Genomic DNA, 22,398 nt, shown 5'->3' with positions numbered 1-22,398 from the left:
ATGGCCGGAGTTCTTAGATGAACTTCTGGCCGGCCAGGAACTCGGCCAGCTGCTTGCCGCCCTCGCCCTCGTCCTTGACGACCGTGCCGGCGGTGCGGGCGGGACGCTGGGTCGCGGAGTCGACCGCGGTCCAGGCGCCTTCCAGACCGACCTCTTCGGCCTCCAGGTCCAGGTCCGACAGGTCCCAGGACTCCACCGGCTTCTTCTTGGCGGCCATGATGCCCTTGAAGGACGGGTAGCGGGCCTCGCCCGACTGGTCCGTCACCGAGACGAGCGCGGGGAGGGAGGCCTCCAGCTGCTCGCTCGCGGAGTCACCGTCGCGACGGCCGGTCACGACACCGTCCGCGACCTTGACCTCGGAGAGCAGGGTGACCTGCGGGATGCCCAGGCGCTCGGCCAGGATGGCCGGCAGGACACCCATGACGCCGTCGGTCGAGGCCATGCCCGTGATGACCAGGTCGTAGCCGGCCTTCTCGACGGCCTTGGCCAGCACGAGCGAGGTGCCCATGATGTCGGAGCCGTGCAGGTCGTCGTCCTCGACGTGGATCGCCTTGTCGGCGCCCATCGACAGCGCCTTGCGCAGCGCGTCCTTGGCGTCCTCGGGACCCACGGTCAGAACGGTGATCTCCGCGTCGTCCGCCTCGTCGGCGATCTGCAGCGCCTGCTCGACGGCGTACTCGTCGAGCTCCGACAGCAGGCCGTCGACGTCGTCACGGTTGACGGTCAGGTCCTCGGTGAACTGCCGGTCGCCGGTGGCGTCGGGCACGTACTTCACACAGACAACGATCCTCAGGCTCACGCCGGCTCTCCTACCGCATCGTCATTTTTGGTACCGCCTTGTGCAGGCAGCATAGGCGCCATGTCGGGCGGATCCCGGTCGGGGCGGCCCGCGCTCCGATGGGGATGTTACTCGTCAGTACACCCCGGGTCCCGGCCAGGTGCAAGGCCACCGAACTGTGACCTTGACAACGCCGTCCCGACCCGCCCCAACAGGGACGATTCAGTCCCGCAACGCGTTGAAGCTTCCCTGGTGGTAAAGCAGTGGACGGCCCTCCCCGGCCGGATCCCCGGCCACCGCTTCCGCGATGATCACACGGTGGGCGCCCGCGGGCACCCTCGCCACCACCCGGCACACCAGCCAGGCCAGCACCCCGTCCAGCAACGGGACCCCGTGCGGGCCCTCGACCCAGCCGGTGCCCAGGCCGAAGCGGTCGGCGCCGCTCGTCGCGAAGAGGCCGGCCAACTCCCGCTGGTGCTCGCCGAGTATGTGCACACCGAGGTGGTCGGAGTCCCGTACGGCGGGCCAGCTGGAGGAGCCGGTGCCGATCGTGAAGGAGAGCAGCGGCGGATCGGCGGACACCGAGTTGAGGGAGGTGGCGGTGAATCCGGCGGGCCGGCCGTCGAGGTCCGCGGTGATCACCGCGACACCGGCGGCATGGCGGCGGAAGACGGAACGCAGCAGTTCGGGCGAGCCGGGCAGGCCGGAGCGGTCGGGGCCGAGGGGCGCGGACGAGGACACGTGAGCCGTCGGGGCGGTCGGGGCCGTCATCGGAATACTTCCTTCTGCCGCGGGAATCGCGGGCGCAGTCGGGGATCGGGGGGCCGGAGTCGTCAGTGATCCCAACAGCGCGCGCTCGCGTGGCGGACGAGGTCCACGTGGACCCGCCCGTAAAGCAGGAGTTCATACCGCATGTCGTCAGCCTGACGATCTCACGTGTACACAGTCAAGCCGGATCGGTCAGATGTCAGGCGCGTCACGCTCCGTACGGGCGCACGCACCGGCGCACCCGTCAGACCGCCGCACCGAGGGCGGCGATCACGTCGGCCTTGCGGGGCATCCCCTCGGCGCGGCGGACCACGCGCCCGGATGCGTCCAGCACGAGTACGGTCGGGGTCTTCACGATGCCGAGGGCGCGGACCAGGTCCAGGTTCCGCTCGGCGTCGATCTCGATGTGGGCGACCCCCGGAACCAGGGCGGCGACCTCGGCGAGGATCCGCCGGGTGGCCCGGCAGGGCTGGCAGAACGCGGTGGAGAACTGGACCAGGCTGGCCCGCTCCCCCGGTTGCCGGCCCAGTTCGGCCACGCCCAGGGGTCCTCCCGGCCCCCGACCGGCGGGCGGCCGTCCGTCGCCGTCCCGGTCGTCCACTCCGTGCCCGTGCACGCGTACTCCTGTCCACCCTGTCCGTATGTTCGTACCGCCCGGCCGGAGCCGGGCGAATCCCTTGTCCCAGCACCCGGCCCGCATGCGGCATTCCCCGCGTGACGAGAATCTCTCCGGGCGGGGCCGTCTGGGCTGGCCAGCGGGCCGCGTTTCGGGCACGATCCCCCCAAGGTCGCGTACCTACGCTTCCGTAACTTCCGGCCGGGAGCACCTCCCCAGGCAGAAAGCGGGGTCTCCCCACCATGGCTGAGCTCGTCTATCCCCCAGTGATCGGCGCCGCGCACACCCTCTTCCGTGCGCTGGACATCCGCATCGACATGAAGGGCACCGAGAACATCCCGCGCCAGGGCGGGGCGGTCCTGGTGTCGAACCACATCGGCTACCTCGACTTCATCTTCGCGGGCCTCACGGCGCGGCCGCAGAAGCGCCTGGTGCGGTTCATGGCCAAGGAGTCGGTGTTCCGGCACAAGGTGTCCGGTCCGCTGATGCGCGCCATGAAGCACATCCCGGTGGACCGCTCCCAGGGTGAGTCCGCGTACCAGCACGCCCTGGACTCCCTGCGGGCCGGCGAGATCATCGGGGTGTTCCCGGAGGCGACGATCTCCCAGTCGTTCACGCTCAAGAGCTTCAAGTCGGGTGCGGCGCGGATGGCCCAGGAGGCCGGCGTCCCGCTGATCCCGGTGGCGCTGTGGGGCACGCAGCGGCTGTGGACCAAGGGCCGCCCGAAGAACCTCAAGCGCAGCCACATCCCGGTGACGATGCGGATCGGCGAGCCCATCGAGGCCCCGGCCGACCAGTACGCCGGGGCGATCACGCGCCGGGTGCGCGAGCGGGTGCAGGAGCTGCTGGACGCCGCGCAGCGCGCCTACCCGGCCAAGCCGGCCGGTACCGAGGACTCCTGGTGGCTGCCGGCCCACCTGGGCGGCACCGCCCCGACGGCGGCGCAGGTGAAGGAAGCCGGCTGAGCCTGTCCCCGCTCGGGAGGTCGGACCCGCCCCGAGGTTCTCGGGCGTGGCCCTCCCCGGCCGCGTGCCGCCCTTGATCGCCGATGAGCGGGCAGATATTTGACCTCAAGGTCAACAACCCTGCTACGGTCATGCCATGGGCAGGCCGAAGCAGTTCGATCCGGACGTGGCGGTGGAGCGCGCGATGGACGTGTTCTGGCGCAAGGGGTACGCGGCGACGACGCCGCAGGACCTCGTGGACGAGATCGGCATCGGCAAGGGCAGTCTCTACCACGCCTTCGGAAGCAAGCAGGCCCTGTTCGAGCGGGCCCTGACCCGCTACCGGGACGCGCAGGCCGCGTGGCTGACGGAGCTCCTCGACCACCCGGGTCCGGCGAAGGACCGCCTGCGGGGCGCGCTGGAGGCGTTGGTCGCGCTCGATCTGGGCGACCCCGACCGGCGCGGCTGCATGGCGGTCAACACCGCTGCCGAGTCGACCCCCTCGGACCCCTGGACGACCGACACGGTGCGCGGGATGTTCGCCCGCACCGAGGGCGCCTTCCGGGCGACCGTCGAGGAGGGTCAGCGCGCGGGCGAGATCGACGCCGGTCGCGACGCCGCCGCGGTGGCCTCCTGGCTGCTCGCGACGGTGATCGGCATGCGCGTGCTGGCGAAGACCGCGCAGGACGCCTCGCAGCTGACCCGGGTCGTGGACGCGGCGGTGGCCGCCCTGTAGGACGCTCGGCAAGGGGCTGCCCCCGGGAGCCCCGTTTTTTATGACCTTGTTCTGTACCTGTAGTTCAAGAATCCTGAAGGAGTCCGTCGTGGAACTCGCTCTCGCGGGGAAGACCGCCGTCGTCACCGGGGCCGGCCGGGGCGTCGGCCTCGCCATTACTCGGCGACTGGTCGCCGAAGGGGTCCGGGTGGTCGGCGCGGCCCGTACCATCACCGCCGAGCTGAAGGAGACCGGCACCCATCCCGTCTCGGTCGACCTGAGCACGCCGGACGGCGCGCGGGAGTTGGGAGCGCGGGCCCTCACGGAGCTCGGCGGCGTGGACATCCTGATCAACAATCTGGGTGGCGGTGACCGCTTCAACCTCGACGGGTTCCTCGCGACCGACGACGCCCTGTGGGCGCACAGCTTCGAGGTCAACCTGTTCGGCACGGTCCGGGTCACCCGGGAGCTGCTGCCGAGCCTCCTTGAGCGGCGCGGGTCGATCGTGAACATCTCGTCGATGTGCGCGCGCCTGCCCGCCACCGGACCGATCGAGTACGGCGCGGCGAAGGCCGGCCTCAACGCGTTCACGAAGTCGCTGTCCGAGGAGTTCGGCCCCCGGGGCGTCCGCGTGAACACCGTCTCCCCCGGTCCGACGCGCACCGCCATCTGGGAGGGCGCGGACGGCTTCGGCGCCCTCCTCGCCGAGTCGAACGGGGTCGAGCACGGCGCGTTCCTGAGGGGGGTGCCCGCCGCGATGGGCATGACCACCGGCCGCATGGTCGAGCCCGACGAGGTCGCGTCCGTCGTCGTCTTCCTCGCCTCGGACCGCGCGGGCAGCGTGACGGGCGCCGACTACGTCGTCGAGGGCGGCGGCATCAAGACGGTGTGAGGCGCGCACGGCGGGGTGCGCCGGGCTCCCTCAGCCCGCGCTCTCCGCCCGCCTGCGGCGCCGGTGCGCCGCGACCCGGGCGCGGGTGGAGCAGGTGGTGGAGCAGTAGCGGCGGACGCTGCCGGGGCCGGCGCCGAGGAAGAGCCGCCCGCAGCCCGTGGCGGCGCAGGCGCCCCAGACGACGCGGCCGTGTTCGGTGAGCAGTTGGGCGAGGGCGAGGGCTCCGGAGGCCAGGAACCAGTCGCCCCAGTGGGCCCCGGCGCCCCGATCGACGTGGAGGTGCCACGGGTGGCCGTCGTGCCGGATCAGCCGGGGCCGGGTGCCGCACTCGTCCAGCAGGGCGTTGATCGCCTCCGCGGCACGGTCCTCGTCGGTCTCGGCGAGGACGGCGGCCATCCGGTGCGCGGCGGCCCGCAGTTCGGCCGCGTCCGCCGCGCCGAAGGCCTCCGGAGTGAGGTCGGCCGGGTGCTCCCCGTGCCGGGCGAGCAGGGCGGCGAGGTCGTCGCGCGACAGGGCGGGGGCCGCGCGGACCGCTTCGGCGCAGTCGATCAGCCGTCGGGCCGCCGAGAAGCCCTCGCCCGCCGGACCGCCCCCGTTCCGTGCGCCCGCCATCGCCGGATCCTTTCGCCGTACACCCACGTGACGTAACGTCTTGCTGCGGCAACACGTTACACGCGGCGCGGTTCGGTACGGGGGGGGTCCGGGATCATGGGCGGGTTCGGCAGGTACCTGGGGGCGGCGCTGGCTGCGCGGTTCGCCTCGGAGGGCATGGGCATGGCGGTGGTGCTGCTGGCCCTGGAACGTACGGGGAGCGCGGCGCACGGGGCGTTCGTCCTGACCGCCTGGTTGGCCCCGCACGTACTGGCGGCTCCCCTCGCGGGCGCCGCCGCCGCGCGGACCCGGCGGCCTCGGCTGTTCCACGCGGGCGCGCTGGCCGGGTTCACCGTCGCGACGGCCGCGCTCGCCGCGCTGCTGGGGCGGGCCCCCTGGCCGGCGGTGCTGGCCGTCGCGGTGCTCGGGGGAACCTGCGGGCCGATGGTGACGGGCGGGCTCTCCAGCCTGGTCGCGGGGCTGGTGGCGGAGGGGCCGGGGCGCGATCGGGCGTACGCCTGGGACGCGTCCACGTACAACGCGGCGGCGGTCACGGCCCCCGCCGCCGTCGGCACGATCACGGCGCTGGCCTCGGCCGGGCCCGCGATGGCCCTGTTGACCACCTCCGGCGCCCTCGCGGTGGTGCTGGCCGCGACCCTGCCGTACGAGGACTCCGGCGCGGCCCGGCCGCAGGCCGGCCCCCGGGCCGGGCTCGGCGCGGGCCTCTCCGCACTGTGGCGGGTCCGGGAGCTGCGCGCCGTCACCTCGGCGACGACCCTGGCCTTCGTCGGCATCGGCGCGCTGACCACGGGCTCGGTGCTGCTGGCCACCGAACTCGGCAGCCCGGGCGCGGGCGGGGTCCTGATGACGGCCTTCGCGGTGGGGGCGCTGACCGGTTCGCTGACGCTGGGCCGGATCACCTCCGTGGCGCCGGGCCGGTTGGCCCGCTGGGCGATGGCGGGGACCGGGGCGGCCCTGACGGCGGCCGCGTTCAGCCCGTCGGTGGCGGTGACGGCCGCCCTGTTCGCGGTGGCCGGGGTGTGCGACGGACCGCTGCTGACGGCGACGCTGCGGATCCGTGCGCGGTACGCCCCGGACGGGGTGCGGGCGCAGGTGTTCACCCTGGGTGCGGGGTTGAAGCTGACGGCGGCCTCGGCGGGCGCCGCCCTCGTGGGGCTCGCGGCCGCCGCGCCGGCCTGGACGCTGCTACTGGGGATCGCGGCGCTCCAGCTCGTGGCCGCCGCCCTCCACCTGCTGGTGGCGGCTCGGGGACCCGTACCGGAATGCGCTACAGGGCAGTGGGCAGGTTCCGCCACAGCTGCGTCCGGTCGGCGGACTCCCGGAGCGCCTTGAGGGCGGCGGGGTGGGGGGCGGCGTACAGCTCGGGGTGGTCGATCTCGCCGAGTTCGGGGCGCACGGGGAAGGCGAGCCGCTCCCGCTCCAGGTCGAAGCGGGCGTCGACGCCGGGCTTGTTGCCGCGGGCGTCGAGCCGGGACCACCGGGCGCTGCCGGGCAGCCGCAGGGCGATCAGGCCGTGGACCACGTGCGCGGAGCCGTCGTCGGTGAGGAGGCACTGGTAGCACAGGGCGGCCGGGATGCCCCGGGCGCGCAGGAGCGCGGCGAGGGCGTGGGACTTGGCCAGGCAGATGCCGTTGCGCGTGCGCAAGGTGTCGGAGGCCCGCCAGGTGACGCGCTGGTCACCGGTGTCGGCGGAATGCCCGACGGTGTCGCGGACGAACCCGAAGGCCACTTCGGCATAGGTCCGGTCGTCACCGGTGGCCGTCCAGAGGGCGTCGGCGGTCTCCCGGACGAAGGGGTGGTCGTGGTCTACGGCCTCGTCGGCCGCCAGGTAGGCGTCGAGGTCGGAGTGCTCCTGGATCATTTCCATGATCCAGGAGCATACCTATGCGCTTTTTCGCATGCCTATCGATTTATCGGCCGGGGCCGGTTCAGCGCGCGAGCTCTTCCTTCAGCGCCTGGAGGAAGCCGTCCACGTCCTCTTCCTGGGTGTCGAAACCGCACATCCAGCGGACGTCGCCGGCGGCCTCGTCCCAGAAGTAGAAGCGGTAGCGCTCCTGGAGCCGCCGGGTGACCTCGTGCGGAAGCCGGGCGAACACCGCGTTCGCCTGCACCGGGTAGAGGATCTCCACCCCGTCGGTCTCCCGCACACCGGCCGCGAGCCGCTGCGCCATGGCGTTGCCGTGGCGGGCGTTGCGCAGCCACAGGTCCTTGGCCAGCAACGCCTCCAGCTGAACGGAGACGAAGCGCATCTTCGACGCCAGCTGCATCGACATCTTGCGGATGTGCTTCATCTTGCGGACGGAGTCCGGGTTCAGCACGACCACGGCCTCGCCGAACATCATGCCGTTCTTGGTGCCGCCGTACGACAGCACGTCCACGCCGACCGTGTTCGTGAAGGTGCGCATCGGGACGTCGAGCGAGGCCGCGGCGTTGGCTATCCGGGCGCCGTCGAGGTGCACCTTCATGCCCAGGCCGTGGGCGTGGTCGCAGATCGCCTTGATCTCGTCCGGCGTGTAGACCGTGCCGAGCTCGGTGTTCTGGGTGATCGAGACGACCTGGGGCATGGCCCGGTGCTCGTCGTCGAAGCCCCAGGCCTCCTGGTCGATCAGCTCGGGGGTGAGCTTGCCGTCGGGCGTGGGGACGGCCAGCAGCTTGAGGCCGGCCATGCGCTCCGGGGCGCCGCCCTCGTCCACGTTGATGTGGGCGGACTTGGCGCAGATCACGGCGCCCCACCGGTCGGTCATGGCCTGGAGGGCGACGACGTTGGCGCCCGTGCCGTTGAAGACCGGGAAGGTCTCCGCGTACGGCCCGAAGTGGCTGCGGAAGATCTTCTGCAGGTTCTCGGTGTACTCGTCCTCGCCGTACGAGACCTGGTGGCCGCCGTTGGCGAGGGCGAGGGCCGCGAGGACCTCCGGGTGCACCCCGGCGTAGTTGTCGCTCGCGAACCCGCGCACCGCGGGGTCGTGGTGGCGCCGCGCATCGGTCTTCACGCCGTCGGTCCTCACGGCATCGGTCCTCACGGTTGCGGAGTGAGCCACAGACGCTGTCCGTTCACCTCGGAGGCGGGCCGTTCCCACACGCCGGCGATGGCCTCGGCCAGCTCCGCGACGTCGGTGAAGCCCGCGAACTTCGCATTGGGGCGCTCCGCGCGCATCGCGTCGTGCACCAGTGCCTTGATGACCAGGATCGCAGCCGCGGCCTGCGGGCCGTCCTCGCCCCCCGCCTTGCGGAAGGAGTCCGCCATGGCGAGGGTCCAGGCCTCGGCGGCCGCCTTGCCGGCGTTGTAGGCGGCGTTGTTGGCGACCGGCTTGTGCGCGCCGGACTGGCTGATCAGCACGTAGCGCCCGAGGGCGCTGCGCAGCAGGCCGTCGTGGAAGGCGAGCGAGGTGTGCTGGACGGTGCGGATGAGGAGCTTCTCCAGGAAGTCCCAGTCGGCGAGGTCCACATCGGTGAACGTCTTGCTGCCGCGCCAGCCGCCGACCAGGTGGACGACGCCGTCGAGGCGGCCGAACTCCTTCTCGGTGTGCTCGGCCCACGCCTTGGTGGCGGCCAGGTCCAGCAGGTCGACGGTGTCACCGGTGATGGTGGCGCCGCCGTGGGCGTAGCGGGCCGCGTCGACGGCCTCGGCGAGGCGCGCCGGGTCGGCGTCGGAGGCGACGACCACGGCGCCGGCCTCGGCCAGGCGCATCAGCGTGGCGCGTCCGGCGGGGCCGCCGGCTCCCGCCACCGCGATCACCGCTCCGTGGAGCGTGCCGTTGCCGTTCACGGAGCCGTTCATCTGTGCAGCCTCCTGCGGGGCGGTGCTCATGCGGCGGCCCGGTCGGCCGTCTCGGCGTTCAGGGCGGTGATGCCCTTGGTCGAGGCGATCACGCCCTTGAGCTTCTTGGCGAGGGCCTCGTAGAACATGCTGAGCGGAAACTCGTCCGGCAGCACGTCGTCCACGAGCTTGCGCGGCGGCTGCGTCGTGTCCAGGGCGTCGGGGCCCTTGGCCCACTTGGATCCCGGGTGCGGGGCCAGGTAGGTGGAGACGAGCTCGTACGCCTTGAACCAGTGGACGAGCTTCGGGCGGTCGATGCCGGCCCGGTAGAGGTCCTCGATCTCGGCGCACAGCTGGTTGGTGACCTGCGGGGCGCGCATCCAGTCGATCTTCAGCTTGTTGTCCGTCCAGCGCACGACGTCGTGCTTGTGGAGGTACGCGAAGAGCAGCTGGCCGCCGAGACCGTCGTAGTTGCGGTTGCGGTCGCCGGACACCGGGAAGCGGAACATCCGGTCGAAGAGGACGGCGTACTGCACGTCACGGCCGTGCTCGTTGCCCTCGGACTCCAGCTTCACGGCCTCCTTGAAGGCGGTGAGGTCGCAGCGCAGCTCTTCCAGGCCGTACATCCAGAACGGCTGGCGCTGCTTGATCATGAAGGGGTCGAACGGCAGGTCGCCATGGCTGTGGGTGCGGTCGTGGACCATGTCCCACAGCACGAAGGCCTTCTCGCAGCGCTCCTGGTCCTCGACCATCGCGGCGATGTCCTCGGGCAGCTCGATGCCGAGGATGTCCACGGCGGCGGCGGTCACCTTGCGGTAGCGCGCGGCCTCGCGGTCACAGAAGATGCCGCCCCAGGTGAAGCGCTCGGGGGCCTCGCGGACGGCGATGGTCTCCGGGAAGAGGACGGCGGAGTTGGTGTCGTAACCCGGGGTGAAGTCCTCGAAGGTGATGCCGAGGAAGAGCGGGTTGTCGTAGCGCGTGCGCTCCAGCTCGGCGAGCCACTCGGGCCACACCATCTTGAGCGCGACGGCCTCCAGGTTGCGGTCCGGGTTGCCGTTCTGCGTGTACATCGGGAAGACGACGAGGTGCTGGAGCCCGTCGGCGCGCTCGGCGGCCGGCTGGAAGGCCAGCAGGGAGTCGAGGAAGTCCGGCACGCGGAAGTCGTCGGCGGCCCACTTGCGCAGGTCGGCCACGAGGGCCTCGTGGTACGCGGTGGCGTGCGGGAGCAGCGGCGACAGCGTCTCGACGGCGGTGATCACGCGCTCGACGGCGGCCAGGACGGTGGCGCGGGCGTGCGCGCCCTCCGCCTCGAAGTCGATGGAGCCGTCCGCGCTCTGCCACGGGCGGATCTCCTCCACGGCGGCCTTGAGCTCGGGCCACGCCGGGTGGTCGACCACCCGCGCGCCAGCGGTTATCACGGCACCGCCGGCACCCGGCACAAGAGTTTCCGTCATGTCACTTCCTCCACAGGAGAACCTCACGTCGGCACAGGGTAGGCATGGGAGGCTCTCTCGCTCAAGAGGAATCTCAGGAAATTATCCTGCGCCACCCCCTTACCTACCGGAAGTCTTCCCGTCTCTGGCCATGGAGGCCATCACTCCGCATCCTCCGAACCCGATTCGGTCAGCGGTGCGTGCACCTCCGTTCGCGCTCCGCGACCGGAGAAGTGCGGAATAACCCTTTCGCCCCACTATCGGAGGGTTCACAGGCAGGCTTCCTTCGGCACGGCGCCCATCCGGATGAGACACATCACCTCGTCGGCGCCGGCCACCACCGCCTCGTCCGGGACGCGGGCGCCGCCGGGTCGAGTCGACCGCCGGACGGCTGGTCGAGCATGGCCGCCCGTTCGGCGACCCGGACCGGGTGGTTGAAGTTGAACGGCATGCACACGACACCGTGCCCGATGCGTATGGTGTGCGTCCGGGCCGCGACCCACGTCAATGAAGATGTTTGGTGCGCCTATGTGCGCGTACCACTTCAAGGAGTGGTGCTCGACGGCCCGGATCCGGTCGAACCCCATGCGTTCGGCCAGTACTGCCTGCTCGACGCAGTCGCGGATGACCTGGCGCTCCCGCTCCACGGTCGGGTCGGCCAGTTGAGCTTCGAAGATCACGGAGAATTTCACGATGCCTCCAGGGTTGCGTCCCGTGCCCGGTCTCACTTCGATTCGGAATATGACTAGTAGTCAAGAACCGAGGAAGCAAGACCTTCCGCCCACCGCCTGGGCCGTGCTCGGCCTCCTGTCGTTCCCCGGCGAGCGCACCGGGTACGAACTGAAGAAGTGGGCCGACTCCTCCCTCCGCTTCTTCTACTGGTCGCCCGCGATCAGCCAGATCTACGCGGAACTGCGGCGGCTGGAGGAACTGGGGTACGCGGTCTCCGTCCGCTCGGGGCCCGAGGAGGCGCGCGCCAAGCGCCGGTACGCGATCACCGACACGGGCCGCGAGGCGCTCACCGGATGGGCCGGCGACGCCGCGCAGGCCGGCCCCCCGGTCCTCAAGCACGGACTGCTGCTGCGGATCTGGCTGGGACACCTGGCCGACCCCGAGCGGCTGCGCGCCATGGTGACCGAGCACATGGACCGGACCCGGGCCGAGCTGGCCGCCGTACGGGAGGCCATGGAGCACGCGGCGGAGGTGCGGGAGTGGGCCTTCCCCACGCTGGTGCTGCGCTGGAGCGAACGGCAGCACCTGGCCGAGCTGGAGCTGGCCGCGGCCCTGCTCGCCGACCTCGCGCGGGCGGCGCCGCAGGAAGCACCGGCGGCGCGGGAAGCGCAGGATCCGCAGGACACGCCCTAGGCACCCCGGGGCGACGGCGAGGCGCGTGGCCCCCGTACGGCGTCCGTCAAGCCGGTGGGGACGCGCCCACGCCCGGGTGACGCGGTGGCCGCCCGGCCGTCCGCCCCGGCGCGCACGACCCCGGCGGGAAGCGGCCGGACGGCCGATCCGGGCCCCCGCACGCCCGGTCCCTTCGCGGGCGCGGCGCACTAGCATGCGCCTCACCGCGCGCGGCCGGTCGGGACACCGCGACCGCGCGGGGAGCCGCCGTCGACGGAAGCGAGAGAACCTTGACTTTCCTCACCATCGGTCACCGCGGGGTCATGGGTGTCGAACCGGAGAACACCCTTCGGTCGTTCGTCCGCGCGGAACGCTGCGGGATGGACGTCATCGCGCTGGACCTGCGCCTCAGCAAGGACGGCGCCCTCGTCGTCCTGCACGACGCCGAAGTGGACCGCACCACCGACGGCTCGGGCGCCGCCGCCGACCTGACCCTGGCCGAGCTGCGCGCCCTGGACGCCGGTCGGGGCGAGCGCCCGCCCCTGCCCGAGGAGGTGCTGGACGCCGTCGCCGTCCCGCTACGGGTGTCGGTGCCCGACCAGCGGACCGGGGCCGCGCTCGCGGAACTCCTCGTGCGCCGGGACCTGACCGCGCGGGTGGAGGTGGCCTCGCGCGACGGCGCCGTGCTCACCACCGTGGCCCATCTCGCGCCGGGCGTGCGGACGGTGCTGCACGCGGAGCGGCACGGGGCGGACATCGTCGAGCGGGCCAGGGCCGCGGGGGCGCGCACGCTCGACCTCGACCTCCGCCGCATCACCTTGGAGACGGTCGACGCGGCGCACGCGGCCGGACTGCGGGTGACGGGCTGGACGGTCGACACGCTGGACCAACTCCGTTTGGCCCGGGCCCTCCAGCTCGACGGCGCCGTCACCGGCCTCCCGGAGATCCGCAGCACGGGCCGTTTCACCGCCTGAGCGAACGGCCTTGACGACGGGGCGAGTTGTCCCGTGAGCGTACCGCCTCGGGGCGCAGCGGCCCCGGGGCGGCTTGCCTCAGAGCGACTTGACGAGCAGCTCGAAGGCCAGGTCGTCGCGGCGCGGCTCGCCGAAGCGCGCGTCGCCGTAGGGGAAGGGGCTCAGCTCGCCGGTGCGCGCGTACCCGCGGCGCACGTAGTAGGCGATGAGATCCTCCCGCACGTTGATCACCGCCATCCGCATCTCCTTGGCCCCCCACGTCTCGCGGGCGCGGCGCTCCGCCTCGGCCAGGATCTCCTTGCCGAGGCCGGCGCCCTGGAGACCCGGGCGGACCGCGAACATGCCGAAGTAGACGTAGTCACCGCGGTGTTCGAGCTGGCAGCAGGCGACGATCGCGCCCGCGCGCTCGACGACGAGCAACACGCCGTCCTCGTTCGTGATGACCGAGCGGACCCCGTCCGGGTCGGTGCGCTGTCCGTCCAGGTAGTCGGCCTCGGTGGTCCAGCCCGCCCGGCTGGCGTCCCCGCGGTAGGCGGATTCGACGAGTACCACCAATTCCGGTACGTCCGTCTCCACGGCGGCACGGAAGCTGAGGGCGGCGGGCTGGGCGGTGGACATCGGGCGCTCCGTTCGATGCGGTGGCATATGACATGCCTGGTGCGGCAGGGAGAGCGTAACGCGGGGCGGCGTGAGCGCGGTGGCGGGCGGGCATTCCTTCCCGTGACGCCGACGAACCGGGAGGTTCCGCCGTGCACGGTCCCGCCATGCCGTTCTCCTCCGCCTCCGCCGTGCCCGCCTGGCTGCTCGTGCTGCTGTGCGCGGTGAGCGGTGCGTACTGTCTGGCGCGGGCGCGCAGAGCGGGCCGCCCCGAGCGGGGGGCGGCGGCGGGCGAGGCCGTGATGGGCTTCGGGATGGCGGCGATGGCCGTGCCCTCGGGGACCGGCCCGTGGGGGCCGGGGATCCTCCTGGCGGTGTTCTGCGGGGCGGCGGTGCACGCGCTGTGGCTGCTGCGCGGCGGAGCCCACCACGCGCACCACCTGGTCGGCTCGCTGGCGATGGCGTACATGGCGCTGTCGATGACCGCCGGGCACGGGCACGGTCGGGCCGGGCTGCCGGTGGTGACGGGCGCGCTGCTCCTCTACTACGCGGGCTACGTGCTGCTCGGCGGGGCCCGGCTGCTGACGACGGCCGGCGGGGGCGCCGTCGGGGGGCTGGGGCTGCGGGCCGCCGGGCCGGTGGGCGGCGGCCCCGGGGACCTGATCCGCGCGTGCCGACTCGCCATGGGGACGGGGATGTTGGCGATGCTGCTGACGATGTGAGGGCCGCGCCGCGGCGGGGCCGGGGGCGGCGGGGTCCGGCCGGGTCGCGGGACGTGTCCTGCGTCACCAATGCCCCAGGACCGTACCGGTGGGCCGGGGTGCGCTCATAGGCTGGCGACCATGATGGTCCCCGCCGTTCTCCTCCTGCTCGGCGCACTGACCGCGGTGCTCGCCCCCCGTCTCCTGGCCCGGGCCCAGTGGCCCGATCGCGAACCCGTCGTCGCCCTGTGGGCGTGGCAGTGCGTGGTGGGCGCGACGCTCCTGTGCCTGGCGCTGTCGATGCTGCTGAGCGCGGCCGCCGCCTGGCAGGCGGTCCGGGGCGGGCTCTTCGCGGCGGCCCCGCACGGCGTGGTCGACGCGTACGCGCTGGGGGCGGCGGGCGGCCCGTGGGCCACCGGTACCGCGCTGGCGCTGGCCGGCGGCGGTCTGTGGACCGGCGCGATGCTGACGCGGGAGGTGCTGCGGGCGCGGGCCCGGCGGCGCACCCGGGACGCCGAACTGCTGGTCCGCGCGCCGCTGCTGCCCGGCGAGGAGCCCCAGGCCGGACGGCTCGTCGTACTGGAGGGGCCGCGGCCGGAAGCCTGGTGGCAGCCGGGGGCGGTCCCGCAACTGGTGGTGACCACGGCGGCGCTCGGCCGGCTCAAGGGCAGCCAGCTGGACGCGGTACTCGCGCACGAGCAGGGGCACGCGGCCGCCCGGCACGACTGGCTGCTGCACTGCTCGCGGGCGCTGTCGCGGGGATTCCCGCAGGTGCCGGTGTTCGCCGCGTTCGAGGCGGAGATGCACCGGCTGGTCGAGCTGGCCGCCGACGACGTGGCCTCCCGCCGCTACGGGCGCCTGACGATCGCCCTGGCCCTGGTCGGGCTGAACGAGGACCGCGGGGTCTTCGGCCCCTCCCCCACCGCGCAGGCCCACGTGCCGCAGCGGGTGCGGCGGCTGCTGTCGGCCTCGCCCCGGCTCTCCCCGAGCCGCCGGCTGCGGCTGACGGCGCTGGCCACCCTGGTGCCGGCGGTGCCGCTGCTGGTCGCCTTCGTACCGGGACTCAGCGCGCTGCGATGACGGACGCGTTCCGCTTGCTGCGAGGATCGGGGCATGCGGAACAACCAGCTGATGACAGCGGGGTCGGCCTGCGCGGCCGCCGCGGCCGCACTGACCGTCCTGGTGGTGGTCCGGTGGCAGCCGCTCATCGGCTTCGACGAACGGGTCGCGGGGACGCTGCACCCGTACGCCGTCTCCCACCCCGCGGTCACCCACCTGATGCGGGTGCTGAGCGACTGGGTCTGGGACCCCTGGACGATGCGCGCGCTGGCCGCGGCGGCCTGCGGCCTGCTCTGGTGGCGCGGGGACCGCGTCCGCGCCGCCTGGGTGGCGGCGGCGACGCTGACGGCCTCGGCGGTGCAGCAGGGGTTGAAGGCCGCCGTCGGTCGGGAGCGCCCGCAGTGGCCGGATCCCGTCGACTCCGCGCACTACGCGGCCTATCCGTCGGGGCACGCGATGACGGCCACGGTGGTGTGCGGACTGCTGCTGTGGTTGATGCCGCCGACGGTGCCGCGGCGCCTGGCGTACGGCGCGTGGACGGTGGCCGCGGTGTCGGTGCTCGGGGTCGGCTTCACCCGGCTCCACCTCGGCGTCCATTGGTTCTCGGACGTTCTCGCGGGCTGGCTCCTGGGGGCCGGCCTGGTGTCCTTGGTGGCGCTCGCGGCGTGCCGGTGTGCCTGCCCGGGGCGATCCCCCGCGTCGCCCCGAACAGACGACACCGTGCGCTGAGTATATTGGCCCGGAGCCAGTCAACGCAGGAGTAAGCATGTCCCCGCGCAGCGCATCGGTCAATGAAGAATTGCGCAGACGTTCCCGGGAGCGGCTGCTGGAGGCCACGGTCGAGCTGGTGTCCGAACGCGGCTTCGAGGCCACGACCCTGGGCGACATCGCCGACCGGGCGGGCGCGGCCCGCGGCCTGGTGTCGTACTACTTCCCCGGCAAGCGCCAGCTCCTGCAGTCCGCCGTGCACCGGCTGATGCACCTGACCCTGGAAGCGGCGCTGGAACGGGAGCCGCGGAGCGCGGACGGCCGCGAGCGGCTGGCCCGGGCGATCGACGCGGTCCTCGGGCTGGCCCGGGACCGGCCGCGGCTGATGCGCACGCACATGGCGGGCATCCTCGCGAACGAGGGCTTCATCCAGTGCCCGGAGCAGCAGCGCCTGGCGGAGCTACTCCGGGACACCGTCGTCCGGTACGGCTCGGCCGACCCGGACACCGACTATCCGCTGCTGCGCGCCCTGCTGATGGGCGCGGTGGTGGCGGTCCTGCTGCCGGGGGCCCCGATGCCCGGACCCCGGCTGCGCGCCGAGCTCTTCCAGCGGTACGGGCTGGACTGGGCGCTCGGTGTCCCGCCGGACGGCGGACCGCCCGGCGGGAGCTTCGCGTGACGGGGCCCCGCCCGGGGCCCGCGCGCCGGCGTCAGCGGTAGTCGGGCTGGGTCTGCACGTTGAGCCGGTCCATCCGCACCCACTTGGCGCTGTCGGTGCGCCAGTCGTCGAGCCGCAGCACGTCGAGGCCCTTGACGATGTCGTTCGAGTAGATGTGCCCGTTGTAGTAGTACGCCGACCAGGAGCCGCCGAGGCCGAGCGCGTCGGTGGTCAGCGGGCCGCGTTCGAAGTAGCCGATCTCCTTGGGACGGGTGGAGTCGGTGAAGTCCCAGACGGAGACGCCGCCCTGGTACCAGGCCTGGACCATGATGTCGCGGCCGCCGCCGACCGGGACGAGCGAGCCGTTGTGGGCGACGCAGTTCTCGGTGTCGGCCTGGTGGCGCGGGATCTTGAAGTAGCTCTTGAAGACGAGCTTGCGCTGGTCGCCGCGGCCGGTGATGTCGTAGATGCCGTCGGCGCCGCGGTTCGGGCCGGTCGCCTCGTTGCAGGTGGCGCCGCCCCCGCCGCCGAGCTCGTCGGTGAACACCACCTTGTTCGCGCGCTCGTTGAAGGTGGCCGAGTGCCAGAACGCGAAGTTCACGTTGTCCTGGACCCGATCGATGACCCTCGGCTGTTCGGGCCTGGTGATGTCGAAGAGGATGCCGTCGCCCATGCAGGCGCCGGCGGCCAGGTTCTTGGAGGGCAGCACCGTGATGTCGTGGCAGCCGGTGGTCTTGGAGACACCGGGATTGGCGGGTGCGCCCGGGTTGCCGCCGTCCGGGAAGAGGACGGGGAAGCCGACGACGGCGGCCTTGGTCGGGGCCTTCTTGGGCACCTTCACCACGGAGATGCCGTCGTGCGGCGGCTTGCAGTCCGGGAAGGCCTCGTTCGGGGAGTACGAGGCGACGTAGAGGTAGAGGTCACGGCCGCCCGGCACCAGCGTGTGGGTGTGGGAGCCGCAGGCCGTCTCGACGGACTTGATGTACTTCGGGTTCTTCTTGTCCTTGATGTCGAAGATCTTGATGCCCTCCCAGGAGGACTTCTCCGTCGCCGGCTGCGAGACGCTGTTGCAGGAGTCGTCGCTGCGCGAGGAGTCCGTGGACAGGAAGAGCAGGTCGCCGGAGACCGAGATGTCGTTCTGGCCGCCCGGGCACAGGACCTGGCTGACCACCTTCGGGGACTTGGGATTGCCGATGTCGTAGACGGTGAAGCCGTCGTAGTTGCCCGCGTAGGCGTACCGACCCTCGAAGGCCAGGTCGGTGTTGATGCCGTTGGGGTTGGCACTGGGGATGTTGGCCAGCGGCTTGATGTTGCGGCTGTGGACGATCTCGTCCCGGCCGGGTATCTCGCCCGGGGCGAGTTCGCGGTCCGGGACGGAGGCGGCGCTCCCTCCGGAGCCGACGCCCGGCCGTAAGTCGCCGGGGTCGGGGGTGGCGGCCGCCGGTCCGGCGGTGGCCAGGAGCGTGGTGAGGAGTCCGGCGGCGGCCAAGGCCACCCCCAGGCTCCGGTGGCGCGCTCTGACGGTGTGCAGCGAGGTCACTGTGCCTCCTGTGGGGGCCCGAACGTCCCGTTTCCTCGGGGGAACGGAACCTGGACCCCGGCAGTATCGTCGTTTCCATGGACATGGCAAATGCATCGGTCGGCCGATTCCTGGGGACGGCGCTGGCCGCCGCGCTCCTCCTCCTTCTCACCGGTTGCGAGGACGACGGCGCCGCGGACGCGGCCGAGGGCGGGGCGACGGTGGTGGTCGCGCCCGGCAGACCGGGCGAGAAGGCCCGCACCCTCACCCCCGAACAGGCGGCGAGGGAACGACCCGACGACAGTCCCAACGCGGCGGACCACGCCTACGTGCGGAACATGACCGAACACCACCGCCAGGCCCTCGCGATGAGCGCGCTGGCCCCGGACCGGGCCGCCGCCGACGGGGTGAAGCGGGTCGCCGAGCGGATCGCCGCCGCGCAGGCCCCCGAGATCGGCGCCATGGACAAGTGGCTCACCCGCCATCCGGCGCCCGCGCCCGCCCCCGGCAGTCACGACCACGCGGCCATGCCCGGGATGGCGACGCCCCAGCAGTTGGAGGAGTTGCGCGGCGCCGAGGGCGTCGACTTCGACCGGCTGTTCCTGAAGCTGATGACCGCCCACCACGAGGGTGCGCTGAAGATGGCGGGCGAGGCCCTCGCGCAGGGCAACAACGTGGCCGTCGAGGAAATGGCGACCGAGGTGGTGGCCACCCAGAGCGCCGAGATCCACCGGATGCGCGCGATGGGCTGACGGGTCCGGGCGTCGGTGCCATGCTGGGAGCACTTGCGGGAGGAGCTCCGCCGTGCTTCGTGTCGCCGTCGTCGGTTCGGGCCCGAGCGGGGTCTACGCCGCCCAGGCACTGGTCCAACAGCGTGAGGTGCCCGGCGTGCGGGTCGACGTGTTGGACCGGCTGCCGGCCCCGTACGGCCTCGTGCGGTACGGGGTGGCCCCCGACCACGAGAAGATCAAATCGCTGACCGGAAGCCTGCGCACCGTCCTCGAAGAGGACCGGGTCCGCTTCCTCGGGAACGTGGAGGTCGGCTCCGGCCCGCTCTCCACGGCCCGGCTGCTGGAGCTCTACCACGCCGTCGTCTACTGCGTCGGCGCCGCCCGCGACCGGCTCCTGGGCATCCCCGGCGAGGAGCTGCCCGGCGTGCGCTCCGCGACGGCCTTCGTGTCCTGGTACAGCGGCCATCCGGACGCCGGGGCCTTCGACCTGAGCGGGGTCCGCTCGGCCGTGGTCGTGGGTGCCGGGAACGTCGCGGTGGACGTGGCCCGGATCCTGGCCCGGGGCGCGGCGGACCTGACGCCGACCGACATGCCCCAGCCGGCGCTCGGCGCGCTCGCCGGCAGCGGCGTCCGCGAGGTGTCCATGGTGGCCCGGCGCGGACCCTCGCAGGGCCGGTTCACCACCAAGGAACTCCGCGAACTGGGCACGCTGGCGGGCGTCGGGGTCCGGGTGGACGCCGCGGAGGCTGCTCTGGACCCGGCGTACGCGGACCCCGACGCGGCGGCGGCCCTGCCCGCGGTCGCCCGGCGCAACGTCGAGGTGCTGCGCGGTTGGTCCGGGCCGGGTGCGGGCGCCGGGCAGCCGCGCCTGCTGACCCTGCGCTTCCACCTGCGGCCCGTGGAGGTACTGGGCGGCCCGGACGGCCGGGTACGGGCACTGCGCTGCGAGCGGACCGCCCCCGACGGCCGGGGCGGCGTCACGGGCACCGGCGCGTACGAGGACCTCCCCGCCGAACTGGTGCTGCGTTCGGTGGGGTACCTGGGGGTGCCGCTGCCCGGGCTGCCGTTCGACGCCGCGCGGGGCACCGTGCCGCACGCGGCGGGTCGGGTGCTGCGCGCGGGGCGTGCCTCGGTCGGCGAGTACGTGGCGGGCTGGATCAAGCGCGGGCCGACCGGGGTGATCGGCACGAACCGGCCGTGCGCCAAGGAGACGGTGTCCTCACTCCTCCAGGACGCGGGGGCACTCGCCCGTCGCGCACTGCCCCGCGATCCGCTGGACGCGTTGCGCGCGGCGGGGCTGCGGCCGGTCGAGTGGCCGGGCTGGCTGGCCATCGAGACGGCCGAGGCGGAACTCGGCCGCTCCCTGGGACGCCGCTCGGTGAAGATCCCCGACTGGGCCGGCCTCCGGGGCGCGGCGGGCCTCACGTAGGGTCGCCGAAACCTTTACCGATCAGGGGAGTTGGCGATGGGGCGCGTCCTACGGCGGAGTACGTACGCGGCACTGACGGCGCTGGCGGGAGCCGCGCTGCTGGCGGGCTGCACGGAGGAGCCCCGAGGACAGGCCATGCCCGGCCCGACGTCCACGACGACGGCCGTTCCCCAGGAGGCGGCGGCCCTGGCCGAGCGCTACCGGGCGGCCGGCGGTGACCCGGACGTGTACGGGATCCAGATCGAGGACGGTTCGCAGGGCGTGCCCCGGGTGGTCGTGCGGACGCGCAACAGCGACAACAGCGACACCCTCTTCGACCTGCAGTCGGCCTCCGTCACCCGCCACCTGACGACGAAGGAGGGAGCCACCTTCGAGAACGGCTACTTCATGGACGTCTTCGGCCCCGACGGCGAGATCATGCACCGCATGGACGCCCGGCCCTAGGTCGTCCGGAGGCCCGCCCCGGCCAGGCGGGAGGCCTCGGCGGCGGCCGCCGCGAGGACGCTGTCCAACAGCCCCGGGAAGAGGGTCTGGAGTTCGGCGCGGCGCAGGCCGTTCATCTTTGCGGTGCCGCGGTAGGTCTGGCGCACGACCCCGCTCTCGCGCAGGACGCGGAAGTGGTGGGTGGTCGTCGACTTGGTGACGGGCAGGTCGAAGTACGAGCAGGCCAATTCGGCGTCCGAGGACGCGAGGTCCCGGACGATGGACAGGCGCAGCGGGTCGGAGAGCGCGTGCAGGACCCCGTCGAGCCGGATCGCGGCCGGCTCGGGGTGGGCGAGGACACGGGCCGCGTCACGTTCCGTCATGTCCTGCTCCGCTCGTTCGGTCGGTGGGGTGGGCCGGGGGCACCGGACCCTCCGCGGGCCCATCGTACGAGAACCTTCGGAGGACGGGTCGGGGTGCGGCGCGGGGCGCGGGGCCGCCGCGCCGCACCGGCTCACCAGGCGCGGTGGTACGGATCCGGCGTGGGGATCTCCGCGCCGAGTTCGGCGGCGGCCCGACGGGCCCAGTACGGGTCACGGAGCAGTTCCCGGCCGAGCAGCACGGCGTCCGCCTCTCCGTTGGCCAGGATCTTCTCGGCGTGCTCGGGTTCGGTGATCAGGCCGACCGCGGCGACCGGCAGGCTCGTCTCCGCCTTGACCCGGGCGGCGAACGGCACCTGGTAGCCGGGGCCGAGCGGGATCGTCACGCCGGGGGCGAGGCCGCCGGTGGACACGTCGAGCAGGTCGACTCCGCGTTCCTGGAGGAGTCCGGCCAGTCGGACGGTGTCGTCGGCGGTCCAGCCGTCGCGCTCCAGCCAGTCGGTGGCGGAGATGCGGAAGAACAGCGGGAGTTCCTCGGGCCATTCGGCGCGGACGGCCTCGACGACTTCGAGGGCGAAGCGGGTGCGGTTCTCGAAGGAGCCGCCGTAGGAGTCGGTGCGGCGGTTGCTGTGCGGGGAGAGGAACTCCCCGATGAGGTAGCCGTGGGCGCCGTGGATCTCGACGACCTCGTAGCCCGCGGCGAGGGCGCGGCGGGTGGCGGCCACGAACTCGCCGGTGATCGCCCGGATCTCGTCGGGGGTGAGTTCGTGCGGCACCGGGTGGCCCTCGGCGAAGGGGACCGCGCTGGGTGCGTCGGGCTGCCAGCCGTGCCCCTCGGGGCCCAGGGGTCGGCCGCCCTTCCAGGGGCGTTCGGTGGAGGCCTTTCGCCCGGCGTGCGCGATCTGGATGCCGGGGACCGTCCCGCGGGCCTTGAGGAAGGTGGTGATCCGGCGCAGCGCCTCGACCTGGGTGTCGTTCCAGATGCCGAGGTCCCAGGGGCTGATCCGACCCTCGGGGGAGACGGCCGTGGCCTCCTGGATGATCAGGCCGGTTCCGCCGGTGGCGCGGGCCGCGTAGTGCGTGAAGTGCCAGTCGTCGGCGACGCCCGCGTCCGGGCCCGTGGGCTCGGCGCTGTACTGGCACATCGCCGCCATCCAGACCCGGTTCGGGACGGTCACCGAACGGATCTTGTAGGGCTGGAACAGGGCGGTGAAGGCGGCGGGTGCAGCACTCATGGGGCTCTCCAGATGTCACCGGACGCGCACCGGGGATCGGCGCTAAGTACGAGAACCACCGTACTACGAAATCTCTCGTAGTACGAGATCCCCCGTACAACCGGGTCCGGCCGGCGCGCGTGCCG

General features: G+C 72.8%; 25 protein-coding genes and 1 pseudogene. 13 read left to right on the top strand and 13 right to left on the bottom strand.

Annotated elements, in window-relative coordinates; genetic code table 11:
- Positions 1 to 13: 13 nt before the first annotated feature.
- The 3 genes from AB0D46_RS08770 to AB0D46_RS08760 form a co-directional block, all read right to left on the bottom strand.
- Positions 14 to 799 (bottom strand): electron transfer flavoprotein subunit beta/FixA family protein, encoded by a 786-nt coding sequence (locus AB0D46_RS08770; protein WP_362876580.1) that lies wholly within the window; start codon positions 797 to 799, stop codon positions 14 to 16.
- Positions 800 to 1,000: 201 nt separating this feature from the next.
- Positions 1,001 to 1,519 (bottom strand): flavin reductase family protein, encoded by a 519-nt coding sequence (locus AB0D46_RS08765; RefSeq protein WP_362876607.1) that lies wholly within the window; start codon positions 1,517 to 1,519, stop codon positions 1,001 to 1,003.
- Positions 1,520 to 1,790: 271 nt separating this feature from the next.
- The gene (locus AB0D46_RS08760; RefSeq protein ID WP_362876605.1) at positions 1,791 to 2,090 is read right to left on the bottom strand and encodes a thioredoxin family protein; all 300 of its coding nucleotides are present in this window, start codon (positions 2,088 to 2,090) and stop codon (positions 1,791 to 1,793) included.
- 314 nt (positions 2,091 to 2,404) lie between these two features.
- Between AB0D46_RS08760 and AB0D46_RS08755 the strand changes: the two genes are divergently transcribed.
- From AB0D46_RS08755 to AB0D46_RS08745, 3 genes are all read left to right on the top strand, one after another.
- Positions 2,405 to 3,127, top strand: coding sequence for a lysophospholipid acyltransferase family protein (locus AB0D46_RS08755; RefSeq protein ID WP_362876579.1), 723 nt, complete (start codon positions 2,405 to 2,407; stop codon positions 3,125 to 3,127).
- 136 nt (positions 3,128 to 3,263) lie between these two features.
- Positions 3,264 to 3,842: a TetR/AcrR family transcriptional regulator gene (locus AB0D46_RS08750; RefSeq protein ID WP_362876578.1), complete on the top strand. Its 579-nt coding sequence runs from the start codon at positions 3,264 to 3,266 to the stop codon at positions 3,840 to 3,842.
- 88 nt (positions 3,843 to 3,930) lie between these two features.
- A complete protein-coding gene (locus tag AB0D46_RS08745; protein ID WP_362876577.1) occupies positions 3,931 to 4,713 on the top strand; it encodes an oxidoreductase in 783 nt (260 codons plus the stop codon).
- 30 nt (positions 4,714 to 4,743) lie between these two features.
- Here the strand turns inward: AB0D46_RS08745 and AB0D46_RS08740 are convergent, their stop codons facing one another.
- Positions 4,744 to 5,325, bottom strand: coding sequence for a CGNR zinc finger domain-containing protein (locus AB0D46_RS08740; RefSeq protein ID WP_362876576.1), 582 nt, complete (start codon positions 5,323 to 5,325; stop codon positions 4,744 to 4,746).
- Positions 5,326 to 5,421: 96 nt separating this feature from the next.
- Between AB0D46_RS08740 and AB0D46_RS08735 the strand changes: the two genes are divergently transcribed.
- Positions 5,422 to 6,657: an MFS transporter gene (locus AB0D46_RS08735; protein WP_362876575.1), complete on the top strand. Its 1,236-nt coding sequence runs from the start codon at positions 5,422 to 5,424 to the stop codon at positions 6,655 to 6,657.
- Here the strand turns inward: AB0D46_RS08735 and AB0D46_RS08730 are convergent.
- From AB0D46_RS08730 to AB0D46_RS08710, 5 genes and pseudogenes are all read right to left on the bottom strand, one after another.
- The gene (locus AB0D46_RS08730) at positions 6,593 to 7,192 is read right to left on the bottom strand and encodes a transglutaminase family protein (protein WP_362876574.1); all 600 of its coding nucleotides are present in this window, start codon (positions 7,190 to 7,192) and stop codon (positions 6,593 to 6,595) included. The two genes, AB0D46_RS08735 and AB0D46_RS08730, sit on opposite strands and share 65 nt — an antisense overlap.
- Positions 7,193 to 7,253: 61 nt before the next feature.
- On the bottom strand, positions 7,254 to 8,315 hold the full coding sequence (locus AB0D46_RS08725; protein ID WP_362876573.1) for a low specificity L-threonine aldolase: 1,062 nt from the start codon (positions 8,313 to 8,315) through the stop codon (positions 7,254 to 7,256).
- 26 nt (positions 8,316 to 8,341) lie between these two features.
- Entirely contained in the window at positions 8,342 to 9,103 is a 762-nt protein-coding gene (locus tag AB0D46_RS08720; RefSeq protein WP_362876572.1) for an SDR family NAD(P)-dependent oxidoreductase, read from the bottom strand.
- 26 nt (positions 9,104 to 9,129) lie between these two features.
- Positions 9,130 to 10,536 (bottom strand): DUF6421 family protein, encoded by a 1,407-nt coding sequence (locus AB0D46_RS08715; RefSeq protein ID WP_362876571.1) that lies wholly within the window; start codon positions 10,534 to 10,536, stop codon positions 9,130 to 9,132.
- Positions 10,537 to 10,885: 349 nt separating this feature from the next.
- Positions 10,886 to 11,207, bottom strand: a pseudogene (locus AB0D46_RS08710) (LLM class flavin-dependent oxidoreductase); the annotation flags it as partial.
- Positions 11,208 to 11,256: 49 nt separating this feature from the next.
- Here AB0D46_RS08710 and AB0D46_RS08705 point away from each other — a divergent pair.
- Positions 11,257 to 11,880, top strand: a complete 624-nt coding sequence (locus AB0D46_RS08705) for a PadR family transcriptional regulator (RefSeq protein WP_362876570.1) — start codon at positions 11,257 to 11,259, stop codon at positions 11,878 to 11,880.
- A gap of 269 nt (positions 11,881 to 12,149) precedes the next feature.
- Positions 12,150 to 12,833, top strand: a complete 684-nt coding sequence (locus AB0D46_RS08700) for a glycerophosphodiester phosphodiesterase family protein (RefSeq protein WP_362876569.1) — start codon at positions 12,150 to 12,152, stop codon at positions 12,831 to 12,833.
- Between the two features lie 78 nt (positions 12,834 to 12,911).
- On the opposite strand, the gene AB0D46_RS08695 is transcribed toward AB0D46_RS08700, so the two are convergent.
- Entirely contained in the window at positions 12,912 to 13,451 is a 540-nt protein-coding gene (locus tag AB0D46_RS08695; RefSeq protein WP_362876568.1) for a GNAT family N-acetyltransferase, read from the bottom strand.
- A 146-nt stretch (positions 13,452 to 13,597) separates the two neighbouring features.
- Here AB0D46_RS08695 and AB0D46_RS08690 point away from each other — a divergent pair, with 146 nt between their 5' ends.
- The 4 genes from AB0D46_RS08690 (at position 13,598) to AB0D46_RS08675 (ending at position 16,577) form a co-directional block, all read left to right on the top strand.
- Positions 13,598 to 14,152, top strand: coding sequence for a DUF5134 domain-containing protein (locus AB0D46_RS08690; RefSeq protein WP_362876567.1), 555 nt, complete (start codon positions 13,598 to 13,600; stop codon positions 14,150 to 14,152).
- Between the two features lie 120 nt (positions 14,153 to 14,272).
- Positions 14,273 to 15,211 (top strand): M56 family metallopeptidase, encoded by a 939-nt coding sequence (locus AB0D46_RS08685; protein ID WP_362876566.1) that lies wholly within the window; start codon positions 14,273 to 14,275, stop codon positions 15,209 to 15,211.
- Between the two features lie 33 nt (positions 15,212 to 15,244).
- Positions 15,245 to 15,919, top strand: coding sequence for a phosphatase PAP2 family protein (locus AB0D46_RS08680; protein ID WP_362876565.1), 675 nt, complete (start codon positions 15,245 to 15,247; stop codon positions 15,917 to 15,919).
- Between the two features lie 37 nt (positions 15,920 to 15,956).
- Positions 15,957 to 16,577, top strand: coding sequence for a helix-turn-helix domain-containing protein (locus AB0D46_RS08675; protein ID WP_362876564.1), 621 nt, complete (start codon positions 15,957 to 15,959; stop codon positions 16,575 to 16,577).
- A 31-nt stretch (positions 16,578 to 16,608) separates the two neighbouring features.
- Here AB0D46_RS08675 and AB0D46_RS08670 read toward each other — a convergent pair whose 3' ends face one another.
- On the bottom strand, positions 16,609 to 18,096 hold the full coding sequence (locus AB0D46_RS08670) for a hypothetical protein (protein WP_362876563.1): 1,488 nt from the start codon (positions 18,094 to 18,096) through the stop codon (positions 16,609 to 16,611).
- A 77-nt stretch (positions 18,097 to 18,173) separates the two neighbouring features.
- Here AB0D46_RS08670 and AB0D46_RS08665 point away from each other — a divergent pair, with 77 nt between their 5' ends.
- From AB0D46_RS08665 to AB0D46_RS08655, 3 genes are read left to right on the top strand one after another with little or no spacing between them, the layout of a single operon-like run.
- The gene (locus AB0D46_RS08665) at positions 18,174 to 18,827 is read left to right on the top strand and encodes a DUF305 domain-containing protein (RefSeq protein ID WP_362876562.1); all 654 of its coding nucleotides are present in this window, start codon (positions 18,174 to 18,176) and stop codon (positions 18,825 to 18,827) included.
- 52 nt (positions 18,828 to 18,879) lie between these two features.
- Complete coding sequence (locus AB0D46_RS08660) at positions 18,880 to 20,235, top strand: FAD-dependent oxidoreductase (RefSeq protein WP_362876561.1); 1,356 nt, start codon at positions 18,880 to 18,882, stop codon at positions 20,233 to 20,235.
- A gap of 36 nt (positions 20,236 to 20,271) precedes the next feature.
- Positions 20,272 to 20,679, top strand: coding sequence for a hypothetical protein (locus AB0D46_RS08655; protein ID WP_362876560.1), 408 nt, complete (start codon positions 20,272 to 20,274; stop codon positions 20,677 to 20,679).
- Here the strand turns inward: AB0D46_RS08655 and AB0D46_RS08650 are convergent.
- Positions 20,676 to 21,041, bottom strand: coding sequence for a helix-turn-helix transcriptional regulator (locus AB0D46_RS08650; RefSeq protein ID WP_362876559.1), 366 nt, complete (start codon positions 21,039 to 21,041; stop codon positions 20,676 to 20,678). The genes AB0D46_RS08655 and AB0D46_RS08650 overlap by 4 nt on opposite strands.
- Positions 21,042 to 21,172: 131 nt before the next feature.
- Entirely contained in the window at positions 21,173 to 22,273 is a 1,101-nt protein-coding gene (locus AB0D46_RS08645; protein ID WP_362876558.1) for an NADH:flavin oxidoreductase/NADH oxidase, read from the bottom strand.
- Positions 22,274 to 22,398: the final 125 nt, after the last annotated feature.

The sequence above is a fragment of the Streptomyces sp. NPDC048383 genome, assembly GCF_040651775.1.
GTDB lineage: Bacteria > Actinomycetota > Actinomycetes > Streptomycetales > Streptomycetaceae > Streptomyces.
The sequence above is the reverse complement of the archived record's forward strand: the minus strand, read 5'-3'. Positions and strand labels throughout refer to the sequence as shown.